We start from the raw sequence: 18,813 nt of genomic DNA, 5'->3' as shown, positions 1-18,813 counted from the left end.
TCGTCGACCCCGAGCGCCTTGTGCGCGTCAGTCGGAGGCGAGGTCCCAGACGTGTACGCCGTCGATCTCCTCCGTCGCGGGCCCGAGCGCGCGCTCGGTCACCTCGAGCCATTCGTCCGACCCTTCATCGACGATGACGAGGTCCACGCCGATCCGCTCGAGGTAGGGCAAGAGTTCGTCGTCCCAGTCGAAGTCGAAGTTGCGATCGAAGAGGGCACGCGCGACCGGATCGGCCCACGCCTCAGGGGCGTTCGCGCCGCCGCCGTTGCCCGTGGGTGTGACGAAGGTGAAGTCGAGCTCGTCCATCCAGCGCATCCCCGGGCCGTACTGCCCGGGCGGCAGCACCAGCACGTTGTCGCCCGGCTCGACCACGTCGTCGAGGTCTTCGGCCGCGAACTCCGAAATGGGCGCGGGGGTCGGGAACCCCATCGAACTCAGGTTGGGAACCATGAGCACGAACGACGCGGCGACCAGTGTGGCGGTGATCCACAACGGGACCACGCGACGTGCGACGGCATCGGCGACCAGGAGGCAGGCCGCCATGAACACGAAGAGCGAGAAACGCCCGGGGAGCGCATGGTCGAGTCCGGGAACGAACGTCGCCACCATCCAGGGCATCGGAATCGTGTTGATCCCGGAGATCGTGAGCAGCGGCCCGAAGCTCAGGATCAGGCCGATCAGGCCGAACGCCGCCACTGCCCCGGAGAACCGGTGCCGCGTTGCGAACGCGTACGCGCCGAGCAGGAGCACGAGCGGGATTCCCAAGAACGCGGTGTTCTCGGAATCGTTCGAAAGCCAGTCCTCGCGCACTCCCTCGAAGAGGGTCTCCCCGAACTCCGACATCCGGGTCGGCACCACGAGATTGGTCAGTTCCGTGCTGTACAGGTTCGGCGGGTTCAGCGCCGATGTCGGGATTCCCGCCTGGAGTGCCGCGACCACGACCGGGATCAGCAGGATCGCACCGATCGCGCCGCCGGCCGCGAGCCAGAGCAGCGAGCGAGCGGATCGCCGCCGGACCTCGCCCCGCGTGAAGCAGATGACCACGCCCACTCCGAGGACGATGAAGAGCGTGTGCGTGACCAGGACTTCCGTCGACGCGCCTCCGGTGAAGGCGACGAGCACGGCGGTCCAAGCCACGAACCAACCGGGTCGAAGCGTCCCTTTCACGTAGCGCGTCGCGAGGTAGCCGATCAACGGCGTCGCGAACACCCACATGAGGTTGAGGTGCCCCTGCGCGTGGCCGGTGAAGTACGGGGCGACGAGCATGAGGAGACCAGCCGCCGTCGCGCCCAGGAGCGACCCGGTCAGCTCTCGCGCGAGCAGGTACACCGCGAACGTGCCGAGCCAGATCGCGAGGAGCAGCGCGGTGTTGTATGCGGCTGTCCCGCCGAACAGGACGGTGATCGGCGCCATCAGCATGGACACCGTCGGCAGCGAGATGGCATTGCCCAGGTCCTGCCCGCCGGGCGCGTAGAGGTTCGGCGTATGGAACGGGTTCACGAAGTTCGCGAGCGCATGCACGTTCCAGGAGAGGTAGAACGAGAATGATTCGGCATCGCCGGGATTCGCGAGTCGTAGGTGTGCCCAATCGCCGAGTGCGGGCCGGCCCCAGAGCGCGATGATGAGCACCAGGAACAGCAGCGCGGGCCACAGATTGCTGCGCACGGCGACCGCGCGACGTCCAGCCTCTGCGGCACGTTCGCGGAACGACGCGCGAACCTCGGGCACCGGCCCCGCTTCGGTCGGCTCGGCGCCGTCCTGCACCCGATTCATCGCGCCGCCACTCGGTCGAACACGGCACGGTACTCGGCGACGGTGGTCGCGAGCGAGTATCGCGCGTTGGACGCCTCGGCTCCAGCGACGGGGTCGAGGCCGCGATCCGCGAAGCCGCGGAGCGACGCGGTGATGGCCGGGGCGCTTCGTGATTCGACGATGTCTCCGAATCCGGTCGAGCTCACCGGCGTGCGAACCCCGGGGATGTCGGAGGCGATCGCAGCGACGCCGACCCGCATGGCCTCCACCTGCACGATGCCGAAGGCTTCGAAGGAGTTCACGGAGGGGAGCGCGAACACATCGAGGGACGCGTAGAAGTCGGCCAGGCGATCTTCTGCCAGGAATCCCAGGAGGCGGATGCGCCGGTCGTCGCCCATGTGCGCGCGCACGCGGTCGATCACGCTGCCGCCCGCCACGTCGTAGCCTCCGCCGATGAGCAGACGGGCGTCCGGGTCGTCGAGCTCTCGGAACCCGTCGATCAGGTATTCGAGGCCCTTCTCGGCGACGATCCGGCCGAGGAAACCCACGTGCAGGCCGTCCGTCTCTCGGAACGCCGGTCGCCCGCCGGTCCGGAGGCGGGTCGGTGGCGAGATGGGGACGGTCCGGTGGTCCTGCATGAGCCGCGCGAGGCGCGAATGGTCGGCATAGTCCCGGCTCGACGGGACGATCGCAGCGCTGTTCCGCATGGCGAGCGCCACGGAACGATCCATCACCGCGGTCTGCACCGAGTTGAGGAGACTGTGCGGCAGGGCGACGTCGCACTGGTAGGTCGTGACCACGGGCGTGTGCTTCGCCAATCGCTTGGCGATGAGGCCGCTCTCGATCATCGGCAGGTGGAGGTTCACCACGCGCGCGCGACGACCCGCCTCGACGGCGGTCCGCACGAAGGACGGACTGATGAGCCCCTTGCCGATGCGCGCGACCACGTCGGTGCGGACGACCTCGACCCCGCGGATGGTCTCGTTGCGGGGCAGGGACGCGTCGTGCCGTCCGGTGACGACGAGCACGCGCTGCCCGTCGGCGGCGAGGTCCTCCGCGACCAGGCGCGCGGCATCGGTCAGCCCGCTCACGTACGGCGAGTAATAGTTGAGCGCCATGACGACGTCGAACTCACGGGGCACAGCGAATCCCTTCCAGCGCGATCGGGCCTGGACCGTCCGCACGCCAGACCTGTACCTGTCCCGCCCCGTCGGTCAAGGGTACGCGATCGAGATCTGCATCCTCGGCGAACGGCCCGTCCTCGTCGACTGAGACCGGCACGTCGGAAGCGATCTCGAGCGTGCACCCGGCCAACGTGGGCCGATCGGTGAGCAGCAGGACCGTTCCGCCGCTCCCGCCGAGAACCGGCGCCGACGACGACCACGCCCATTGGACGTCGCCCGAGGCCGGCACGGCGATGACTGCACTGCCCGCCGTGAAGTCCACCCGGGAGAATCGTCCGGCGACGTCCGTGACCGCGTCGGCGTCCGCAGCGATGAACGCCCCCGGACCGGCGATCACGACGTCGGGCCTGACGCCGTTCCAGTACCGCGTCATCGACGTGTCGCCGCGATACCCGAGGTCGCCGCGGAGGGTCACGTACGACACGCCATCCAGGTCGCGCATCGCATCGCTGCCCCAGAGCTGCTCGAAGAATGCCGGGGTCGCGAGGCCGGCGCCGGTGCCGTCGGCGCTCGCCCGGGTCGCCCATTCGCGCAGCGCCGCGAAATCGGCATCGACGACGTTCGTCGTCGATGCTGCCGCGAGGCGCTCGCCTCGGATGAACTGCACTCCGGTCGCTGCCGACGCGGCGCCCAGCACGACGGCGATCGCGACGACGACGACCCGACGCGGGTGCATCCCGAATCGCGAGACCAGGTGCTGCCATCCGATGAGACCGACCACGAGGAGGATGGGCGACACCATGTCGACGGCTCGGCCGGCGACGTAGTCACCGCTGCGCACCGCGAGCACGAACGCGACGACGAGCGCGACCCCGGCCCCGACGGAGAGACCGCGGCTCCGCATCGCCACGAGGCCGATTGCGATCCCAGCCAGCACGATGACCGCGGCGAGCACGGCGAGTGCGGCCGGCGGATTCGGGTCGCCGGGGAGATCGCGGACCGCGGAACCCGGGAGCGCGCCCAGCACTCGCTCGACCGAGACCCGCAAGCCTGGAGTTCCCGACGTCGGGGCTGCCGCGACCCCGCCGACGACCAGAAGGGAGTTCACGGCGCGGAACCAGATGAGGGGGCCGAACGCGAGCGCGAGCCCGACGATCGCCATGCCGCGCAGCAGCGCGCGACCCAGTTCGGCACGATGCCCGATCAACACCACGGCGACCAGCACCGGCGCCAGGAACGGCAGGTACTCGGTGTACGTGCCGATCGCGGCGGCGAGCGCGCCGGCCGCGAGCCACAGCGGTACGCGACGCCCGCGTCCGCGGACGGCCGAACCGACGGCGGCGATCGTGAGCAGGACGAGCGACGTGCCGAGCAGGCTGTCCGCATTCTGGTTCACCATCTGGTGCAGGGTCGACGGGAGCACGCCCACGACGAGGGCGGACGCGAAGGCCGCGGCCCGACCCCTGGCGTAGACGGCCGCGAGCACCCACGCCGCCCCGGGAAGGAGGCCGATCCACAGCGCGGTGAGGCCCGGGAACGCGGCGGATCCGGTCAGGCCGAGGAGGCTCGCGAGGCCGCCCCCGACGAGCTCCTGTCCGATCCGCAGGCCCCAGAGGAGACCGACCCAGACGTCCCCGTAGGCCGGCGACGGATGACCGGGCGCGGGAGCCGACCCGATGTCCGGCGGGTCGAGGATGGGGTGACCGGCCAGCCAGTCGGACATGGAGACGTAGTAGAACGCGTCGTTGCTCGGAGTGAGCTGGACCACACCGCTCGTTCCCGCGAAGATCTGCGGCGTGAGCGCGATGAGCGCCGCGGCGCCGCCGATCACGGCGACGATCACCGCACCGCGCCATGCCCGGAGCAGGAGGAGGAACCGGCGGGGGCTGCGGAATGCGTTCACCGCGATGACCGCGACGGGCGGGGCGAGCGCGATCCAGATTCCCATCGCGGACGATCCGAGCATCCCCACCAGGTGCAGCGAGACCACGAGGTACGCGACCCCGACGACCGGCGCGGCGGGCAGCAGGCGAGCCGCGACCGATGGCGGCGCGAGCAGGAGTATCCCGACGCCGACGACCGTGAGGAGCGCCGCCCCGACGAGGACGACGAGGACCGCGGTCATCGTCCGGCCCCGGGACGGCCGGTCGGACGTGCGAGCCGGAGCCGAACGATGACGACCCCTGCCAGCAGGACGACCGCGATCGACGAACCGACCAGCAGCGGGGCGGTCGTGCGGAGGACCGGATCGGACACGGTTGCCGCGGTGATACCGGCCGCGACGAGCGCGACGACCCATGAGCTCACCAGCGCCCGATGCGCCCCGAGGGCGAGCGCGGTGTCAGAGGCCACCTGTCCGATGAGGAAGACGCCGATGCCGAGGCCGATGAGCACCTGGACGGGCTCGCCGAGCGCGTGGTCGGCGCCGAAGACCACGGAGACGAGCCACGTGCCGGCAACCGCCATCACGACGACGGTCAGAACGGCTGCCGCGACTGCGGCGCCCATGCCGAGCACGACGACGCGGCGGAGCGCGGCCGGGTCGCCATGGCCCCGCGCACGCGCGACCGACGGCATGTACAGCACCTGAGCGACGCCATAGAGGAAGACCGGGATGCGCGCGATCGTCAGGGAAGCCAGGATGCCGCCCGCGAGCGGCATCGCACCGTCCACGGCGCCCGCGATCAGAACCGGGGCGTTGAGCAGGAGTTGGATGGCGAGCGCCGCGACGATGAGCGCGGTCGTCCGGCGTGCGACCGCGGCGAGCGCGGGTGCCGGGCGGTGCAGCCACGATCGATCCCGCACGAGGAACGCGGGCACCACGGCCACCACGGCCGCCGCTGCGACGGCGTAGGCGAAGGGAACGTTCGCCACGACGCCGCCGACGAGCAGACCGACGGGAATCAGGATGCGGGCGACGCCCTCGGCCCCGATCACGAGCGAGTAGCGCCCGCGGAGCCCGCCCCCCGACAGGAGACCACGCACCGGGAACTGCACAGCGCTGGCGAGGAGGACCGCGATCAACGCGGGCACGAGCGCCGGCTCCCCGATGTAGGCACGGCCGGCGGGCGTGAGCAGGAGCAGTACGACGAGCGCGGCGACACCCGTCACGATCCCGGCGACGACGGCGACGGCGCGGAGCAATCCGCCGCCCGCACGGCGATCGGCCGCGATCTCCCGTGCGGTCTCCTGCTCGATCGGGTAATAGAGCCCGAGCCCGGCGACGACCGCCAGCGACCAGAACACGGCGAACGACGAGTAGGCCTCGGCGTCCATGGCGTGCGCCGCGACGACGACCACGGCGTAGCTGCCCAGGCCCGACAGGCCCGCGGCGGCCGCGACCGCCGTACCCTGACCGATCGCACGACGAGGGGGGATGTTCACAGTGGGTATCCTTGCAAGAGGTTCGACTCCGGACACGAGCCATCGAAATCAGCGGACTGGGGAGCTCGTGCGGACACCTGCGGCCATCAGGGCACTGCGCCCGAAGCAGTGGCTCAAGAATACCCTCGTCGTCGCCGCGCCCCTCGCAGCCGGCGTGCTCACCGACCCGGACGTCTGGCTCCCCGTGGTCGTCGCATTCGCGACCTTCTGCCTGGCGTCATCGGGTGTCTACCTGGTGAACGACGCACTCGATGTCGAGAGCGACCGTGCGCATCCGACGAAGCGGTCCCGTCCGATCGCCTCCGGCGAACTCGGCGTGCGAACCGCGGTCGTGATGGCCTGTCTCCTCCTCGTGGCCGCCCCGGTCGCGGCCCTCCTCCTCACGACGCCGGCCCTCGCCCTCGTCCTCGTCGTGTACGAGGTCCTCCAGTTGTCGTACTGCATCTGGCTCAAGCACGTCCCGGTCATCGACATCGTGATCGTGTCCAGTGGTTTCCTCATTCGCGCGATCGCCGGAGCGGTCGCCGTCGAGGTGCCGATCTCGCAGTGGTTCCTGCTGGTCACCGCGTTCGGATCGCTCTTCATGGTCGCGGGCAAGCGGTACTCCGAGAAGCTCAGCCACTCGGACGGCACCACTCGCCGCTCGCTGGAGCACTACTCGCTGTCGTACCTCCGTTTCGTCTGGCAGTTGGCCGTCGCCCTGACGCTCATCGCCTACTCGCTCTGGGCGTTCGAGCCCGACGATTTCTCGACCAACCCCTGGCCGGCACTCACGCTCATCCCCTTCTCGCTCGCGGCACTCCGCTACGCGTTCTCGATCGATCGCGGTACGGCGGGCGCGCCGGAGGACACCGTACTCGGCGACCGGCTCCTGCTCGGGTTCGGCCTGGCGTGGGTCGTGCTCTTCTCGATCTCGGTGGCGGTCCGCTGAGCCGAGCCCTCTCGGCGGCGACCGCGCCGCCGTCTATACTGTGACGGTCACTTCGGCGTGAGTCGTCGAATGCGCCTTGGCCGTGTGCGGCCCGCCACGACTCAGATCATGCAGAGCAAAGGAATCCCATGCCACGCGCCCTCATCACCGGAATCACAGGTCAGGACGGCCTCTACCTCGCCGAACTCCTCCTCGGCAAGGGCTACGAGGTCTTCGGCCTCATGCGCGGGCAGAACAACCCGAAGCGCGAGCTGGTCGAGTCGACCGTTCCCGGGGTGCAGCTGCTGACCGGTGACCTGACCGACGTGTCGAGCATCCTCCGTGCTCTCGAGGTCGCCCAGCCCGACGAGTTCTACAACCTCGGCGCAATCTCCTTCGTCGCGTACTCGTGGGAGAACGCGAGCCTCACCTCCGACGTGACCGGCAAGGGCGTGCTCAACGCCCTCGAGGCCGTCCGCCTGTACTCGCACGACGACCCGACCAAGGTGCGCTTCTACCAGGCCTCCAGCTCGGAGATGTTCGGCAAGGTGCAGGCCGTGCCGCAGGACGAGGACACCCTGCTGTGGCCGCGATCGCCGTACGGCGTCGCGAAGGTCTTCGGCCACTACATGACCATCAACTACCGCGAGTCGTACGGCATGCACGCGTCGTCGGGCATCCTGTTCAACCACGAGTCGCCCCGTCGCGGCCCCGAGTTCGTGACCCGCAAGATCTCGCTCGCGGTGGCGCGCATCAAGCTCGGCCTCCAGGACCACATCACGCTCGGCAACCTCGATGCACGCCGCGACTGGGGCTTCGCCGGCGACTACGTCGAGGCCATGTGGCGGATGCTGCAGCAGGACGAGGCCGACGACTACGTCATCTCGACCAACGAGACGCACGAAATCCGCGAGTACCTCGACCTCGCCTTCCAGACGGTCGGCATCGACGACTGGGCGCCGTACGTCAAGCAGGACCCGCGCTTCATGCGTCCCGCCGAGGTCGACCTCCTCATCGGCGACTCGACCAAGGCCCGCACCAAGCTCGGCTGGGAACCCAAGGTCGACTTCCCGTCGCTCGTCAAGATGATGGTCGAGTCCGACCTCGACGAGCAGAAGCGGCTCGCGGGCCTTTGATCCTGTGACGGTCGCACTCATCACCGGCGCGGCCGGTCAGGACGGCTCCTACCTGAGCGAACTCCTTCTCGAGGAGGGCGCGACGGTGCACGGAGTCGTCCGACCCGGCCACGACGCCGGCGCCGTCGACGGCGTCGAGCTGCACACGCTCGACCTCACCGACACCGCCGCCGTCGCCGAGCTGGTTGCCGAACTCCGACCCGACGCGGTCTACAACCTCGCCGCGGTCAGCAGCGTCTTCCAGTCCTGGCAGCAGCCGGTCTCGACCACCGAGGTCAACGTGCTGCCGGTCGTCGCACTGCTGGAATCGACCCTGCGGCTCCAAGAGGACGCGGGCCGACCCGTTCGCTTCGTGCAGGCGTCGAGTGCGGAGATCTTCGGGTCCGCCTCGGAGTCGCCCCAATCCGAGCAGACGCCGATCCGACCCACTTCTCCTTACGGAGCGACGAAGGCGTTCGGGCAGCACCTCGTGGAGATCTACCGGACGCGTGGCCTCGCAGCCTCATCGTGCATCCTGTACAACCACGAGTCGCCGCGCCGACCTGAGACGTTCGTGACGCGAAAGATCACCGCGGCCGCCGCCCGGATCGCGGCCGGCCTCCAGGACACGCTCGAACTCGGCGGCCTCGACATGCGCCGCGACTGGGGCTGGGCGCCGGACTACGCCGAGGCGCTTCGCCTCGCCGCGCAGGCCGACGATCCCGGCGACTTCGTGATCGCGACCGGCGAGACGCACTCCATCGCCGACTTCGTCCGCATCGCCTTCGCGCGAGCGGGAATCACGGATTGGGAACGCCACGTCGTCATCTCGCAGGCCTTCGCCAGGCCTGCCGACCCCGCTGAGCAGGTGGGGGATGCCTCGAAGGCGCGCCGCGTGCTCGGCTGGGAACCGACCCGATCCTTCGAGGCACTCGTAGAGGCGATGGTCGACCACGACCTCGCGCTCGTGCGGGAGGCATCCGGCCGCGCCGATGGTTGATCGCCGACCGACGATCCTCCTCGACGCCACCCCGATCCCCGCGGATCGGGGTGGCGTCGGGCGATACGTCGACGCGATCGTGCCGGCACTCACGCGTCTGGGAGTTGATCTCGTCGTGGTCTGCAAGCCCGCCGACGCCGAGGCGTTCCACTCCGCCGGCGCCAGGGTCGAGGTCTCTCCGCACTTCGTGGAGCGCACGCCGGGCCGCCTGATCTGGGAGCAGTTCGGGCTTCCCGCCATGGCCCGACGCATCCGCGCCGACGTCATTCACAGTGTCCACTACACCTTCCCGATCCTGACGACGCGGTCGCGTGTGGTGACCGTGCACGACCTGACCTTCTTCAGCGACCCCGGGGTACACACGCGCACGAAGGGTCGGTTCTTCCGCGCATGGATCCGCGCACTCGCCCGCACCCGCGCCGTCGCGGTGACGCCGAGCGCGGCGACGGCCGGCGAGCTCACCACGCGCACCCGCTTCGCGCCGGCCCGAGTCGTGGTGGCCCATCTCGCCGTCGACCGCGACCGGTTCCACCGACCGGATCCCGCCGCCGTCGACGCGTTCGCCGCGCGGTACGTCCTCGACCACGGGTGGATCGCGTTCCTCGGAACGCTCGAGCCCCGGAAGAACGTGGTGGCGCTCCTCGACGCGTACGCGCGTCTCGCTGACGCGCGCGACGGCCGACCGCTCCCGGCGCTCGTGCTCGCCGGCGGCAGAGGCTGGGACGACGGCGTCGGACCGGCGATCGACCGGGCCAGGGAGGCCGGGGCGGACGTGCGGCTCGCGGGCTACCTCCCCCTCGACGAGCTGCCCGCACTCCTCGGCGGTGCCATCGTGGTCGCCTACCCGAGCCTGGGCGAGGGGTTCGGCCTTCCCGTGCTGGAAGCGATGGCCTGCGGCGCCTGCGTCCTGACGACCCGGCGCCTTTCGCTCCCGGAGGTCGGTGGCGACGCCGTCGCGTACACCGAGACGGATGCGCGGTCCATCTCGACCGCACTCTCCGACCTGCTCGACGACGCCGCCACGCGCGACGGACTGCGAGGACGAGCCGTCCAGCGGGCGCACGGGTTCACCTGGGAGGCGAGCGCCGAGCAGCACCTCCGCGCGTACGCGATCGCGACCGGATCGGTCCCTTCCGACTGACGTCGGCGAAGGATCTCCGGCTCAGGCCTTCCGACGGAAGGAGAAGTACTTGTGGCCGAAGTAGCTCACCAGCGTCGTCACGACGACGATGATGGCCTGCGCGAGCCAGGGCTCGAGGCCGAGCAGCTCGACGCAGATCGGCAGGGCGACGGTGTTCAGTCCGAGCGAGACGACGTACACGCTCAAGAACCGGACGAAGTCGACGAGGACGTTGCCGGTGCCGTTGACCTTGAACGTGTAGTGGCGGTGCAGGATGAACGCCACGATGCTCGCGACGAAGAACGAGGCGTACAGGCTGAAGAAGTAGCCGAGGTACGGACCGGTCGTGAACTCGAACAGCAGGAACAGGCCGTAGCCGATCGCCGTGTTGGCCCCGCCGACCATCACGAACCGCACTCGTTCGTCCCGGTAGAGTCCGAGGAGCCGTGACGTCCACGAGGGGCGGGGCGCCTGCTCGATCTCTCCGTCCACCGTGGAACCGCCCGTCATCCGCACCCTTTCGCCGCCGGCCAACCTGAGCCGACCAGCATCCTACGCCCTGACTCCTGCGACCCGGCTGACGGACACCACGGGTCGGCTAGGATGCTCTGGGCGCGGGCAGCGTCGACCGGTTCGGGAAGATGGAGAGCATGCGCGCCAAGGTGTCGATCGTGGTTCCCGCGTACAACAACGCGGACTACATCGAGGAGACGATGCGCTCCCTCCTCGCGCAGACCTATCCCGAGCTCGAGATCGTGGTCAGCGACCACTCCTCCACCGACGGGACCTGGGATCGCCTGCAGCAGTACGCCGGTGACCCGCGGGTCCGCCTGCTCCAGACGGCGGCCGGCGGCGGCGCGCGCGCCAACTGGAATCGCGTCACGGAAGCGGCGACCGGTGAGTTCGTCAAGCTGGTGTGCGGTGACGACCTGATCACGCCCGACAGCGTCGAGCGGCAGGTCGCCGCGTTCGAGCCCGGTGTCGTGCTCGTCGCGAGCTCGCGCGACATCATCGACGCGAACCGCCGCGTGGTGGTCCGCAATCGCGGCATCGGGCGCCTGACCGGACGCCACCCGGGCAGCGCTGCCATCCGCGCGACCGTCCGAGCCGGCACGAACGTCTTCGGCGAACCCGCCTGCGTGATGATGAGGCGCGACAGCCTCGCCGCCGCGGGCAACTGGGCGGAGGGAGAGCAGTACCTCATCGACGAGGCGACCTACGTCAGCGTCCTCATGCAGGGCGACTTCGTCGGGATCCGCGAACCGCTCGCCGCCTTCCGCGTGAATGCGGGCCAGTGGAGCGTGCGCCTCGCAGGTGAGCAGGCACACCAGGCCATCAGGTTCCACCGCCGGCTCGAGACCACCACCACCGGCATCGTCCGACGGAGCGACGTCGCACTGGGGAATGCGCGGGCCCGCTTCAACGCGGTCGCGCGCCGGTTGGTCTACGCGTGGCTCGGTCGGCGGATGTCGAAGGCCGCCTCGTGACGGGCATGACGAGCCCGTCCACCGGCACGCGGTGGACGGAGGCGCTGCTGTACGCCGTCACGGCCGTCGTGACGGGAATCGCGACCTACATCGCCCTCGCCCTGTGGCGCGCCGACCTGCGCGTGCCGCTCTCGTATGCGGGCGACGCGCTGCCCACCGGAGCCCACTTCAAGACGGTGATCGAGGAGGGCTGGTACGAGCACCAGCCGCGACTGGGTGCGCCGACCGGGCAGTTCTACAGCGACTTCCCCACGGCCGACAACCTCCACATGATCGCGGCGAAGATCATCTCGCTGTTCACGAGCGACTGGGCCGTCGCACTCAACGTCTACTTCCTCATCGGCTTCCCGCTCGCCGCCCTCGCCGCGGTCTGGTTCCTCCGCGTCTGCGGCGTGTCGCGCGCGCTGACCATGGCACTCGCCACGCTGTACGCCATCGCGCCCTATCACTTCCAGCGCGGCCAGGACCATCTGTGGCTCGGCTCCTACTACGCGGTGCCGCTCGCGATGGGCCTGCTCGTGCTCATCCTCCAGCGTCGAAGGATCTGGGGGGTCGGGCGCTCGCAGAACCCCGTCCTCCGATGGGTCGTCTCCCCCTCCACACGCACCGTCGTCTGGATCGCACTGCTCGCGACCTCGTCGTCGTACTACGCCGTCTTCTTCCTGGTGCTGCTCGCCTTCACCGGCATCGTCGTGCTGATCCGGGATCGCCGGTGGAAGCCGTTCCTGGGTGCCGCCGGCGCGGGTGTGCTGACGGTCGTCGTGATGCTCGTGAACATGGCTCCCGATATCCTCTTCGGCCTTCAGCACGGCGCGAACGGCGGGGGCCTGGAGCGAATGCGCGCAGAGGCCGAGATCTACGCGCTGAAGCTGTCGCAACTGCTGCTCCCTTGGCCAGGGCACCGCATCGGCCCCTTGCAGACCCTGCGAGACATGTACGACTCGAGCTATCCCCTGCTCAGCGAGCAGCCGGCTCTCGGATCGATCGCAGCGCTCGGGCTGGTGTCCGCGTTCATCCTGCTGGCGGTGCAGGGCATCCTTCGTCGCGGCCGCGGCGGCTGGCTCGCGACGAGGCCCGGCCGCACGACCGCGTGGCTCGCGAGCCTCCTCTTCGTCGCCTTCCTGTTCGGCACGGTCGGCGGGCTCTCGACCGTGGTCTCGTTCTTCACCTCCAGCCTTCGCGGGTGGAACCGGATCGTGATCGTCATGGCGATCCTCGCGCTCGCGGTCGTCGGGCTCCTCGTCGACGCCATCATCAGACGCGCGGTCGCCGCGCGAGGTCTCGCGCCGGCTGCACGACGGACGATCGCCGCCGTCTCGGCCGGAGTCGTCCTCGTCGTCGGCTTCGTCGACCAGACCCCGTCGTTCGATGCGTTCGACTACGAGGGCAACGCGACGCGATTCTCGGCGGACGCCGAGTGGTTCGGCGGGATCGAGTCGACGCTCGAGTCCGGCTCGGAGGTCCTGCTCCTCCCGTACATCCCGTTCCCGGAGAACTCCGGGCCCACCGGGTTCCTCGCCTCCGAACAGCTCATCCCATACCTGCAGACCGATGAGCTCCGCTGGTCGAACGGCGGCATCAAGGGTCGGCCTGCGGCAGACTGGCCCGGCCAGCTCCAGAACTACCCGGCCGATGACCTCGCGGATCTCACGGCACTCGCCGGGTTCTCGGCGATCGTCGTCGAACGGAATGCCTACGTCGACCACGGTGCGGCCATCGAAGCCGCACTCACCGCATCGACCGGCATCGAGCCCGAGGTCAGCGCGAACACGAACTTCGCGTTCTACGACCTCCGGGAGTACACGGCATCGGTCGCCGCCACGACCCCGCCCACGACGCTGGACCGCGCCCGCGAGCTGATCACGGAGCCGGTCACGCCGTATCCGTCGCCGGGCTTCGGCGCCGGCTTCGACGAGGACGGTGGTGCGACATTCGGGACCGGACGTCTGGGCGGAGCATTCACGATCGCGAACGACACGGGGGACGATGCCGACATCCACCTGTCGTTCTCCATCGCCGGCCCGATCGGCGCCCAGCGCGCGCTCGTGACGCTTCCCGACGGACGCACGCAGGAGGTGCCGCTCGTCGACGGCGTCGGCGAGGTGTCCGTATCCTTCACCGCTGCGCCCGGGTCCTTCCCCGTAGGAATCGACTTCGACGGCGGGGAGGTCCCGCTCGACGGGATCGTGCTCAGCCGGGTCGTCCTGGTTCAGGACGAACTCGTGCAGATGCTCGACGCCGTGCGGCCGTAACGAGCCCCGCATCCCTTGCCGTTCGGCGCCCGCCGTCCGGCCTCCCGAAGGAGCCCCATGGTAGAGTCGACACTCGTGAATACGCCGACGGATGAGTACTCGATCCGTCCGCACGAGGTGTCGATCGTCATCCCGGTCTATCAGGGAGAGCGCACGCTCGACGCACTGCTCGAGGAGATCGTGCCTCTGACCGAGGGCGTGCCGACTCCCGACGGCTACCGGATGATCGTCCGAGAGGTGATCCTCGTCCATGACAACGGCCCGGACGATTCCGCGACGGTTATGCGCTCGATCGCGGCGAGGCATCCGTTCGTGCGGCTCGTCTGGCTGAGCCGGAACTACGGACAGCACGCGGCGACGCTCGCGGGGATGGCCTCATCGGGGAGCGAGTGGATCGTGACCCTCGATGAGGACGGGCAGCATGATCCGAACGCGATCGGCGGCATGCTCGACACCGCACTCCGGGAGGCCGCGTCGGTGGTCTACGCGAAGCCCACGAACCCCGCTCCCCACGGGTTCGTCCGCAACTCCGCGTCGAAGGGCGCCAAGTGGCTGCTGACGCGGTTCTTCACCGGCTCGAACGCTCCCGACTACCAGAGCTTCCGATTGATCCTCGGCACGATCGGCCGGAGCGTCGCCGCATACTCGGGCTCGGGAGTCTATCTGGACGTCGCCATGGGCTGGGTCGCCGGCAAGGTCGTCACCTCACCCGTCGAACTCCGCAACGAGGGCGATCGCGTGTCCGGGTATTCCCCTCGGCGGCTCTTCTCCCACTTCTGGCGGATGATCCTCTCGAGCGGCACGCGCGCGCTCCGATTCGTGAGCGTGCTCGGCTCGGTGTTCGGTGTCGTCGGCCTCCTCCTCGCGATCTTCATCTTCATCTCCCGGCTCGCCGGCAACGATGTCCCCGAAGGGTGGGCGTCGACGATCGTCGTGATCCTGGTCTCGTCGGGAGCGATCCTCTTCTCGCTGGGCGTGATCGCCGAGTACATCGGGATCAACGTGAACATGGCGATGGGCAAGCCCCCGTACCTGATCACGTCCGACCCGATCAACGGCCCGCTGGGTCGGCGGAGGCCCGACCCGCGGTGACGCACACGGGGTGGGTTATCGGAGCGCGCGGGCTGCTCGGGCGCGCGACGACCGAGGCCCTTCGACGCGACGACGCGTGGGAGACCATCGCCCCGGAACCGCTCCCCTGGTCCGATGACGAAGCGCTGCGTCGTCGCGCGACGGAGTCGGTGACCTTGCTCCTCGACCGAGCCAGCGCTTCGGGAGGAAGCTGGGCGGTGTTCTGGACCGCCGGAACCGTCGTGACGTCGAGCCCGGCCGAGGCGATGGCCGAAGAACTTCGCCAGTTCAGGCTGGTACTCGACGTGCTCGCCGAGACATTGGCCGCCCGTCCTGATCGGGGGACGGGCTGCCTCTTCTTCGCCTCGTCCGCCGGAGGTGTGTACGGCGGCTCGGTCGACCCGCCGTTCACCGAGTTCACGGACCCCGTGCCGATCTCGCCCTACGGGCGATTCAAGCTCGACGCCGAGGCGCTCGTCGAGGAGTTCTCGCGTCGCGCCGGCGTTGCCACCGTGTCGGGACGGATCAGCAACCTGTACGGACCCGGACAGCGCCTCGAGAAGATGCAGGGACTGATCTCGCATATCGCCCGCGCGCAGCTCTCGCCCGCCCCAGCGTCCATCTACGTGACGCTCGACACGCTGCGCGACTACGTCTACGTCGACGACTGCGCCGCCCTGATCGTGGACGTCACCGCAGCGGCGCTCGCCGCGTCGGCGTCCGAGGGACCGCTGCAGGTCACGAAGAATCTGATCTCCGGGCAGTCCGTGACGATCAGCTCGGTGCTGGGCTACTTCCGCACGATCGCGAAGGGGCACCCGCATGTCATGCTCGGCAGCTCACCCGCCTCCGCGCTCCAAGCCGTCGATCTTCGTCTCGCCAGCGTCGTGTGGCCGGAACTCGACCGTCGTGACCACATGCCGCTCCCGGCGGGCATCCATGCCACGTTGAGCGATGTCCTCGCCGGTATTCAGCGGGGCTGACGGCGCAGTGAGCCCAGGCCTCGATCGGTGCCGTCACCGGCGGCGCTGATCCGACCGCGGCCCCCCGCCGCCGACGCTCAACCCTCGAGCAGCCCTGAGAGATACCGGCCGTAGCCGCTCTTGCGGAGCGGTTCGGCGAGTCGCGAAAGCTGGTCGTCGTCGATCCAACCCGCGCGCCAGGCGATCTCCTCGATGCATCCGATCTTGAAGCCCTGTCGGTCCTCGATGACCTTCACATACTCGCTCGCCTGCATCATCGACTCGAACGTGCCGGTGTCGAGCCATGCCGTGCCCCGGTCGAGCACGGTCACGCCCAGCGCTCCACGATCGAGGTACACCTGGTTGACGGTCGAGATCTCGAGTTCGCCCCGCTCGCTCGGCGAGATCGACTTCGCGATCTCGATGACGTCGTTGTCGTAGAAATACAGCCCGGGAACCGCGTAGTTGCTCTTCGGCTGGGCCGGCTTCTCCTCGATCGAGAGGGCGCGGAACTCGTCGTCGAACTCGACGACGCCGTAGGCGTCCGGCGTCGACACGTGATACGCGAATATCTGGGCTCCGTCGACGTCGGCATGTCCGCGGAGCGCTCGACCGAGCCCCGCGCCGTGGAAGATGTTGTCGCCGAGGACCAACGCGACGCTCTCCTCGCCGATGAACTCCTCACCGATGAGGAACGCCTGTGCGAGCCCGTCGGGCGATGGCTGGATCGCGTACTCGATCCGCATCCCGAGTTCACTGCCGTCACCGAGCAGAGCTTCGAACTGGGCGTTGTACTCGGGCGTCGTGATGACGAGCACCTCTCGGATGCCCGCGATCATCAACGTCGACAGGGGGTAATAGACCATCGGCTTGTCGTAGATCGGCATCAACTGCTTCGAGATGCCCTTGGTGATCGGCCAGAGGCGAGTGCCCGACCCTCCGGCGAGGATGATTCCGCGCATGTTCAGATCGCTCCATCGAGGGTTCGGTAGTAGGAGAGGCACTCCTCCCAGGTCGGCAGCAGGCCGGACTGGGTCGCAGCGAGGAGGCCCGGCGCGTCCGTGTCCTTCGGCGAGAGGACGAGCTCCGGGAGGTCCGGCAGCTCCAGCCCGATCTCGGGGTCGAGCGGGTCGATGCCGTGCTCGCGTTCGGGGTTGAACGTGTCGGACACGAGGTAGGTCACGACGGCGTCGTCGCTCAGCGACACGAACGCGTGGCCGAGCCCCTCAGCCAGGTAGACGCTTCGACGATCGACGTCGTCGAGCACGACGCTCTCCCACCGCCCGAACGTCGGGGACCCGACACGGAGGTCGACGATGAAATCGAGAACGCTGCCGTGCACGGCCGTCACGTACTTCGCCTGGCCACGGGGTACGGATGCGAAGTGGATGCCGCGGAACACACCGCGCCGCGAGACCGACAGGTTCGCCTGGCGCAGCTCGAGCGGATGCCCGATCGTCTCCTGCAGCCGATCGAACCGGTACCACTCCAGGAACAGGCCGCGATCGTCGGTGTGCTGTCGCGGGGTCATCTCGAAGGCATGTGGGATGGAAAGCTCGCGGATCTGCACGGCAGCAGTCTACCTATCGGGATTGTCGTAGAATCACGGAGGTCCTGATCGAATGGAGCGGCACCACCACATGAAGATCCTCGTCACGGGCGGCGCCGGCTTCATCGGCTCGAACTTCGTCCACCACCTGATCGAACAGACCGGGCACGACGTGACCGTCCTCGACAAACTCACGTACGCCGGCAACCCGGCCTCGCTCGACGGACTTCCCGCAGAACGATTCCGCTTCGTCCTCGGCGACATCTGCGACGCCGAGCTCGTCGACCGGCTCTTCGCCGAGCACGACGCGGTTGTCCACTACGCCGCCGAGAGCCACAACGACAACTCACTGGACGACCCGCGCCCCTTCCTCGACACGAACGTGATCGGCACGTTCACCCTCCTCGAGGCGGCACGGCGGCACGGCGTCCGTTATCACCACATCTCGACCGACGAGGTCTACGGCGACCTCGAGCTGGACGACCCCGCCAGGTTCACCGAGTCGACGCCGTACAACCCGTCCAGCCCCTATTCCTCGACGAAGGCCGGCAGCGACCTGCTCGTACGCGCCTGGGTCCGGTCCTTCGGGGTGCAGGCGACCATCTCGAACTGCTCGAACAACTACGGTCCGTACCAGCACGTCGAGAAGTTCATTCCGCGCCAGATCACGAACATCATCACGGGCGAGCGCCCGAAGCTCTACGGCACCGGTGAGAACGTGCGCGACTGGATCCATGCCGACGACCACTCCTCGGCAGTCCTCGCGATCCTCGAGCGCGGTCGGATCGGCGAGACCTACCTGATCGGCGCCGACGGCGAACTCGACAATCTCGAGGTCCTCCGCCGCATCCTGGTCGCATTCGGCCACGAACCCGATGCATTCGATCACGTCGTGGACCGGCCCGGCCACGACCTGCGCTATGCGATCGATTCCACGAAGCTTCGGACCGAGCTCGGCTGGACGCCGAAGTACGTCGACTTCTCCGATGGGCTGGCCCGGACGATCGAGTGGTACCGGGCGAACGAGGCCTGGTGGCTCCCGCAGAAGCAGGCGACCGAGGCCAGGTACTCGGCTCAGGGACGTTGA

Annotated in this window: 16 protein-coding genes; 9 read left to right on the top strand and 7 right to left on the bottom strand. The window is 68.9% G+C overall.

Features of this window, described 5'->3' with window-relative positions; genetic code table 11:
- Positions 1-27: 27 nt before the first annotated feature.
- From ELQ40_RS06225 to ELQ40_RS06210, 4 genes are read right to left on the bottom strand one after another with little or no spacing between them, the layout of a single operon-like run.
- The gene (locus ELQ40_RS06225) at positions 28-1,773 is read right to left on the bottom strand and encodes a hypothetical protein (protein ID WP_127792904.1); all 1,746 of its coding nucleotides are present in this window, start codon (positions 1,771-1,773) and stop codon (positions 28-30) included.
- The gene (locus ELQ40_RS06220) at positions 1,770-2,894 is read right to left on the bottom strand and encodes a glycosyltransferase family 4 protein (RefSeq protein ID WP_240665971.1); all 1,125 of its coding nucleotides are present in this window, start codon (positions 2,892-2,894) and stop codon (positions 1,770-1,772) included. Before ELQ40_RS06220 ends, ELQ40_RS06225 begins: the two co-directional genes overlap by 4 nt.
- A complete protein-coding gene (locus tag ELQ40_RS06215; protein WP_127792903.1) occupies positions 2,884-5,001 on the bottom strand; it encodes a hypothetical protein in 2,118 nt (705 codons plus the stop codon). The genes ELQ40_RS06220 and ELQ40_RS06215 overlap by 11 nt, the downstream gene beginning before the upstream one ends.
- Positions 4,998-6,260, bottom strand: a complete 1,263-nt coding sequence (locus ELQ40_RS06210; RefSeq protein WP_127792902.1) for a hypothetical protein — start codon at positions 6,258-6,260, stop codon at positions 4,998-5,000. The genes ELQ40_RS06215 and ELQ40_RS06210 overlap by 4 nt, the downstream gene beginning before the upstream one ends.
- On the opposite strand from ELQ40_RS06210, the gene ELQ40_RS06205 reads away from it, so the two are divergent.
- The 4 genes from ELQ40_RS06205 (at position 6,253) to ELQ40_RS06190 (ending at position 10,426) form a co-directional block, all read left to right on the top strand.
- Positions 6,253-7,191 carry a decaprenyl-phosphate phosphoribosyltransferase gene (locus ELQ40_RS06205; protein WP_127792901.1) on the top strand — a complete coding sequence of 313 codons (939 nt, stop codon included), beginning with the start codon at positions 6,253-6,255 and terminating at the stop codon, positions 7,189-7,191. The two genes, ELQ40_RS06210 and ELQ40_RS06205, sit on opposite strands and share 8 nt — an antisense overlap.
- Positions 7,192-7,319: 128 nt before the next feature.
- On the top strand, positions 7,320-8,306 hold the full coding sequence (locus tag ELQ40_RS06200) for a GDP-mannose 4,6-dehydratase (RefSeq protein WP_127792900.1): 987 nt from the start codon (positions 7,320-7,322) through the stop codon (positions 8,304-8,306).
- Between the two features lie 4 nt (positions 8,307-8,310).
- Positions 8,311-9,285, top strand: a complete 975-nt coding sequence (locus ELQ40_RS06195) for a GDP-mannose 4,6-dehydratase (RefSeq protein WP_127792899.1) — start codon at positions 8,311-8,313, stop codon at positions 9,283-9,285.
- Positions 9,278-10,426 (top strand): glycosyltransferase family 1 protein, encoded by a 1,149-nt coding sequence (locus ELQ40_RS06190; RefSeq protein ID WP_127792898.1) that lies wholly within the window; start codon positions 9,278-9,280, stop codon positions 10,424-10,426. The genes ELQ40_RS06195 and ELQ40_RS06190 overlap by 8 nt, the downstream gene beginning before the upstream one ends.
- 21 nt (positions 10,427-10,447) lie before the next feature.
- Here ELQ40_RS06190 and ELQ40_RS06185 read toward each other — a convergent pair whose 3' ends face one another.
- Positions 10,448-10,915: a GtrA family protein gene (locus tag ELQ40_RS06185; protein WP_127792897.1), complete on the bottom strand. Its 468-nt coding sequence runs from the start codon at positions 10,913-10,915 to the stop codon at positions 10,448-10,450.
- A gap of 140 nt (positions 10,916-11,055) precedes the next feature.
- Between ELQ40_RS06185 and ELQ40_RS06180 the strand changes: the two genes are divergently transcribed.
- The 4 genes from ELQ40_RS06180 to ELQ40_RS06165 are packed head-to-tail and all read left to right on the top strand — an operon-like array spanning position 11,056 to position 16,198.
- On the top strand, positions 11,056-11,892 hold the full coding sequence (locus ELQ40_RS06180; RefSeq protein ID WP_127792896.1) for a glycosyltransferase family 2 protein: 837 nt from the start codon (positions 11,056-11,058) through the stop codon (positions 11,890-11,892).
- A 5-nt stretch (positions 11,893-11,897) separates the two neighbouring features.
- Positions 11,898-14,144: a hypothetical protein gene (locus ELQ40_RS06175; RefSeq protein WP_127792895.1), complete on the top strand. Its 2,247-nt coding sequence runs from the start codon at positions 11,898-11,900 to the stop codon at positions 14,142-14,144.
- Between the two features lie 57 nt (positions 14,145-14,201).
- Positions 14,202-15,236 carry a glycosyltransferase gene (locus tag ELQ40_RS06170; RefSeq protein WP_205649442.1) on the top strand — a complete coding sequence of 345 codons (1,035 nt, stop codon included), beginning with the start codon at positions 14,202-14,204 and terminating at the stop codon, positions 15,234-15,236.
- Positions 15,233-16,198: an NAD-dependent epimerase/dehydratase family protein gene (locus ELQ40_RS06165; protein WP_127792894.1), complete on the top strand. Its 966-nt coding sequence runs from the start codon at positions 15,233-15,235 to the stop codon at positions 16,196-16,198. Before ELQ40_RS06170 ends, ELQ40_RS06165 begins: the two co-directional genes overlap by 4 nt.
- Before the next feature lie 77 nt (positions 16,199-16,275).
- Here the strand turns inward: ELQ40_RS06165 and rfbA are convergent, their stop codons facing one another.
- Both rfbA and ELQ40_RS06155 read right to left on the bottom strand, forming a co-directional pair.
- Complete coding sequence (gene rfbA, locus ELQ40_RS06160; protein WP_127792893.1) at positions 16,276-17,139, bottom strand: glucose-1-phosphate thymidylyltransferase RfbA; 864 nt, start codon at positions 17,137-17,139, stop codon at positions 16,276-16,278.
- 2 nt (positions 17,140-17,141) lie between these two features.
- Positions 17,142-17,747 (bottom strand): dTDP-4-dehydrorhamnose 3,5-epimerase family protein, encoded by a 606-nt coding sequence (locus ELQ40_RS06155; RefSeq protein WP_127792892.1) that lies wholly within the window; start codon positions 17,745-17,747, stop codon positions 17,142-17,144.
- 70 nt (positions 17,748-17,817) lie between these two features.
- On the opposite strand from ELQ40_RS06155, the gene rfbB reads away from it, so the two are divergent.
- On the top strand, positions 17,818-18,813 hold the full coding sequence (gene rfbB, locus ELQ40_RS06150) for a dTDP-glucose 4,6-dehydratase (RefSeq protein WP_127792891.1): 996 nt from the start codon (positions 17,818-17,820) through the stop codon (positions 18,811-18,813).

The organism is Agromyces sp. LHK192 (genome assembly GCF_004006235.1).
Lineage (GTDB): Bacteria > Actinomycetota > Actinomycetes > Actinomycetales > Microbacteriaceae > Agromyces.
This window is presented reverse-complemented; position numbering and strand designations above follow the sequence as displayed.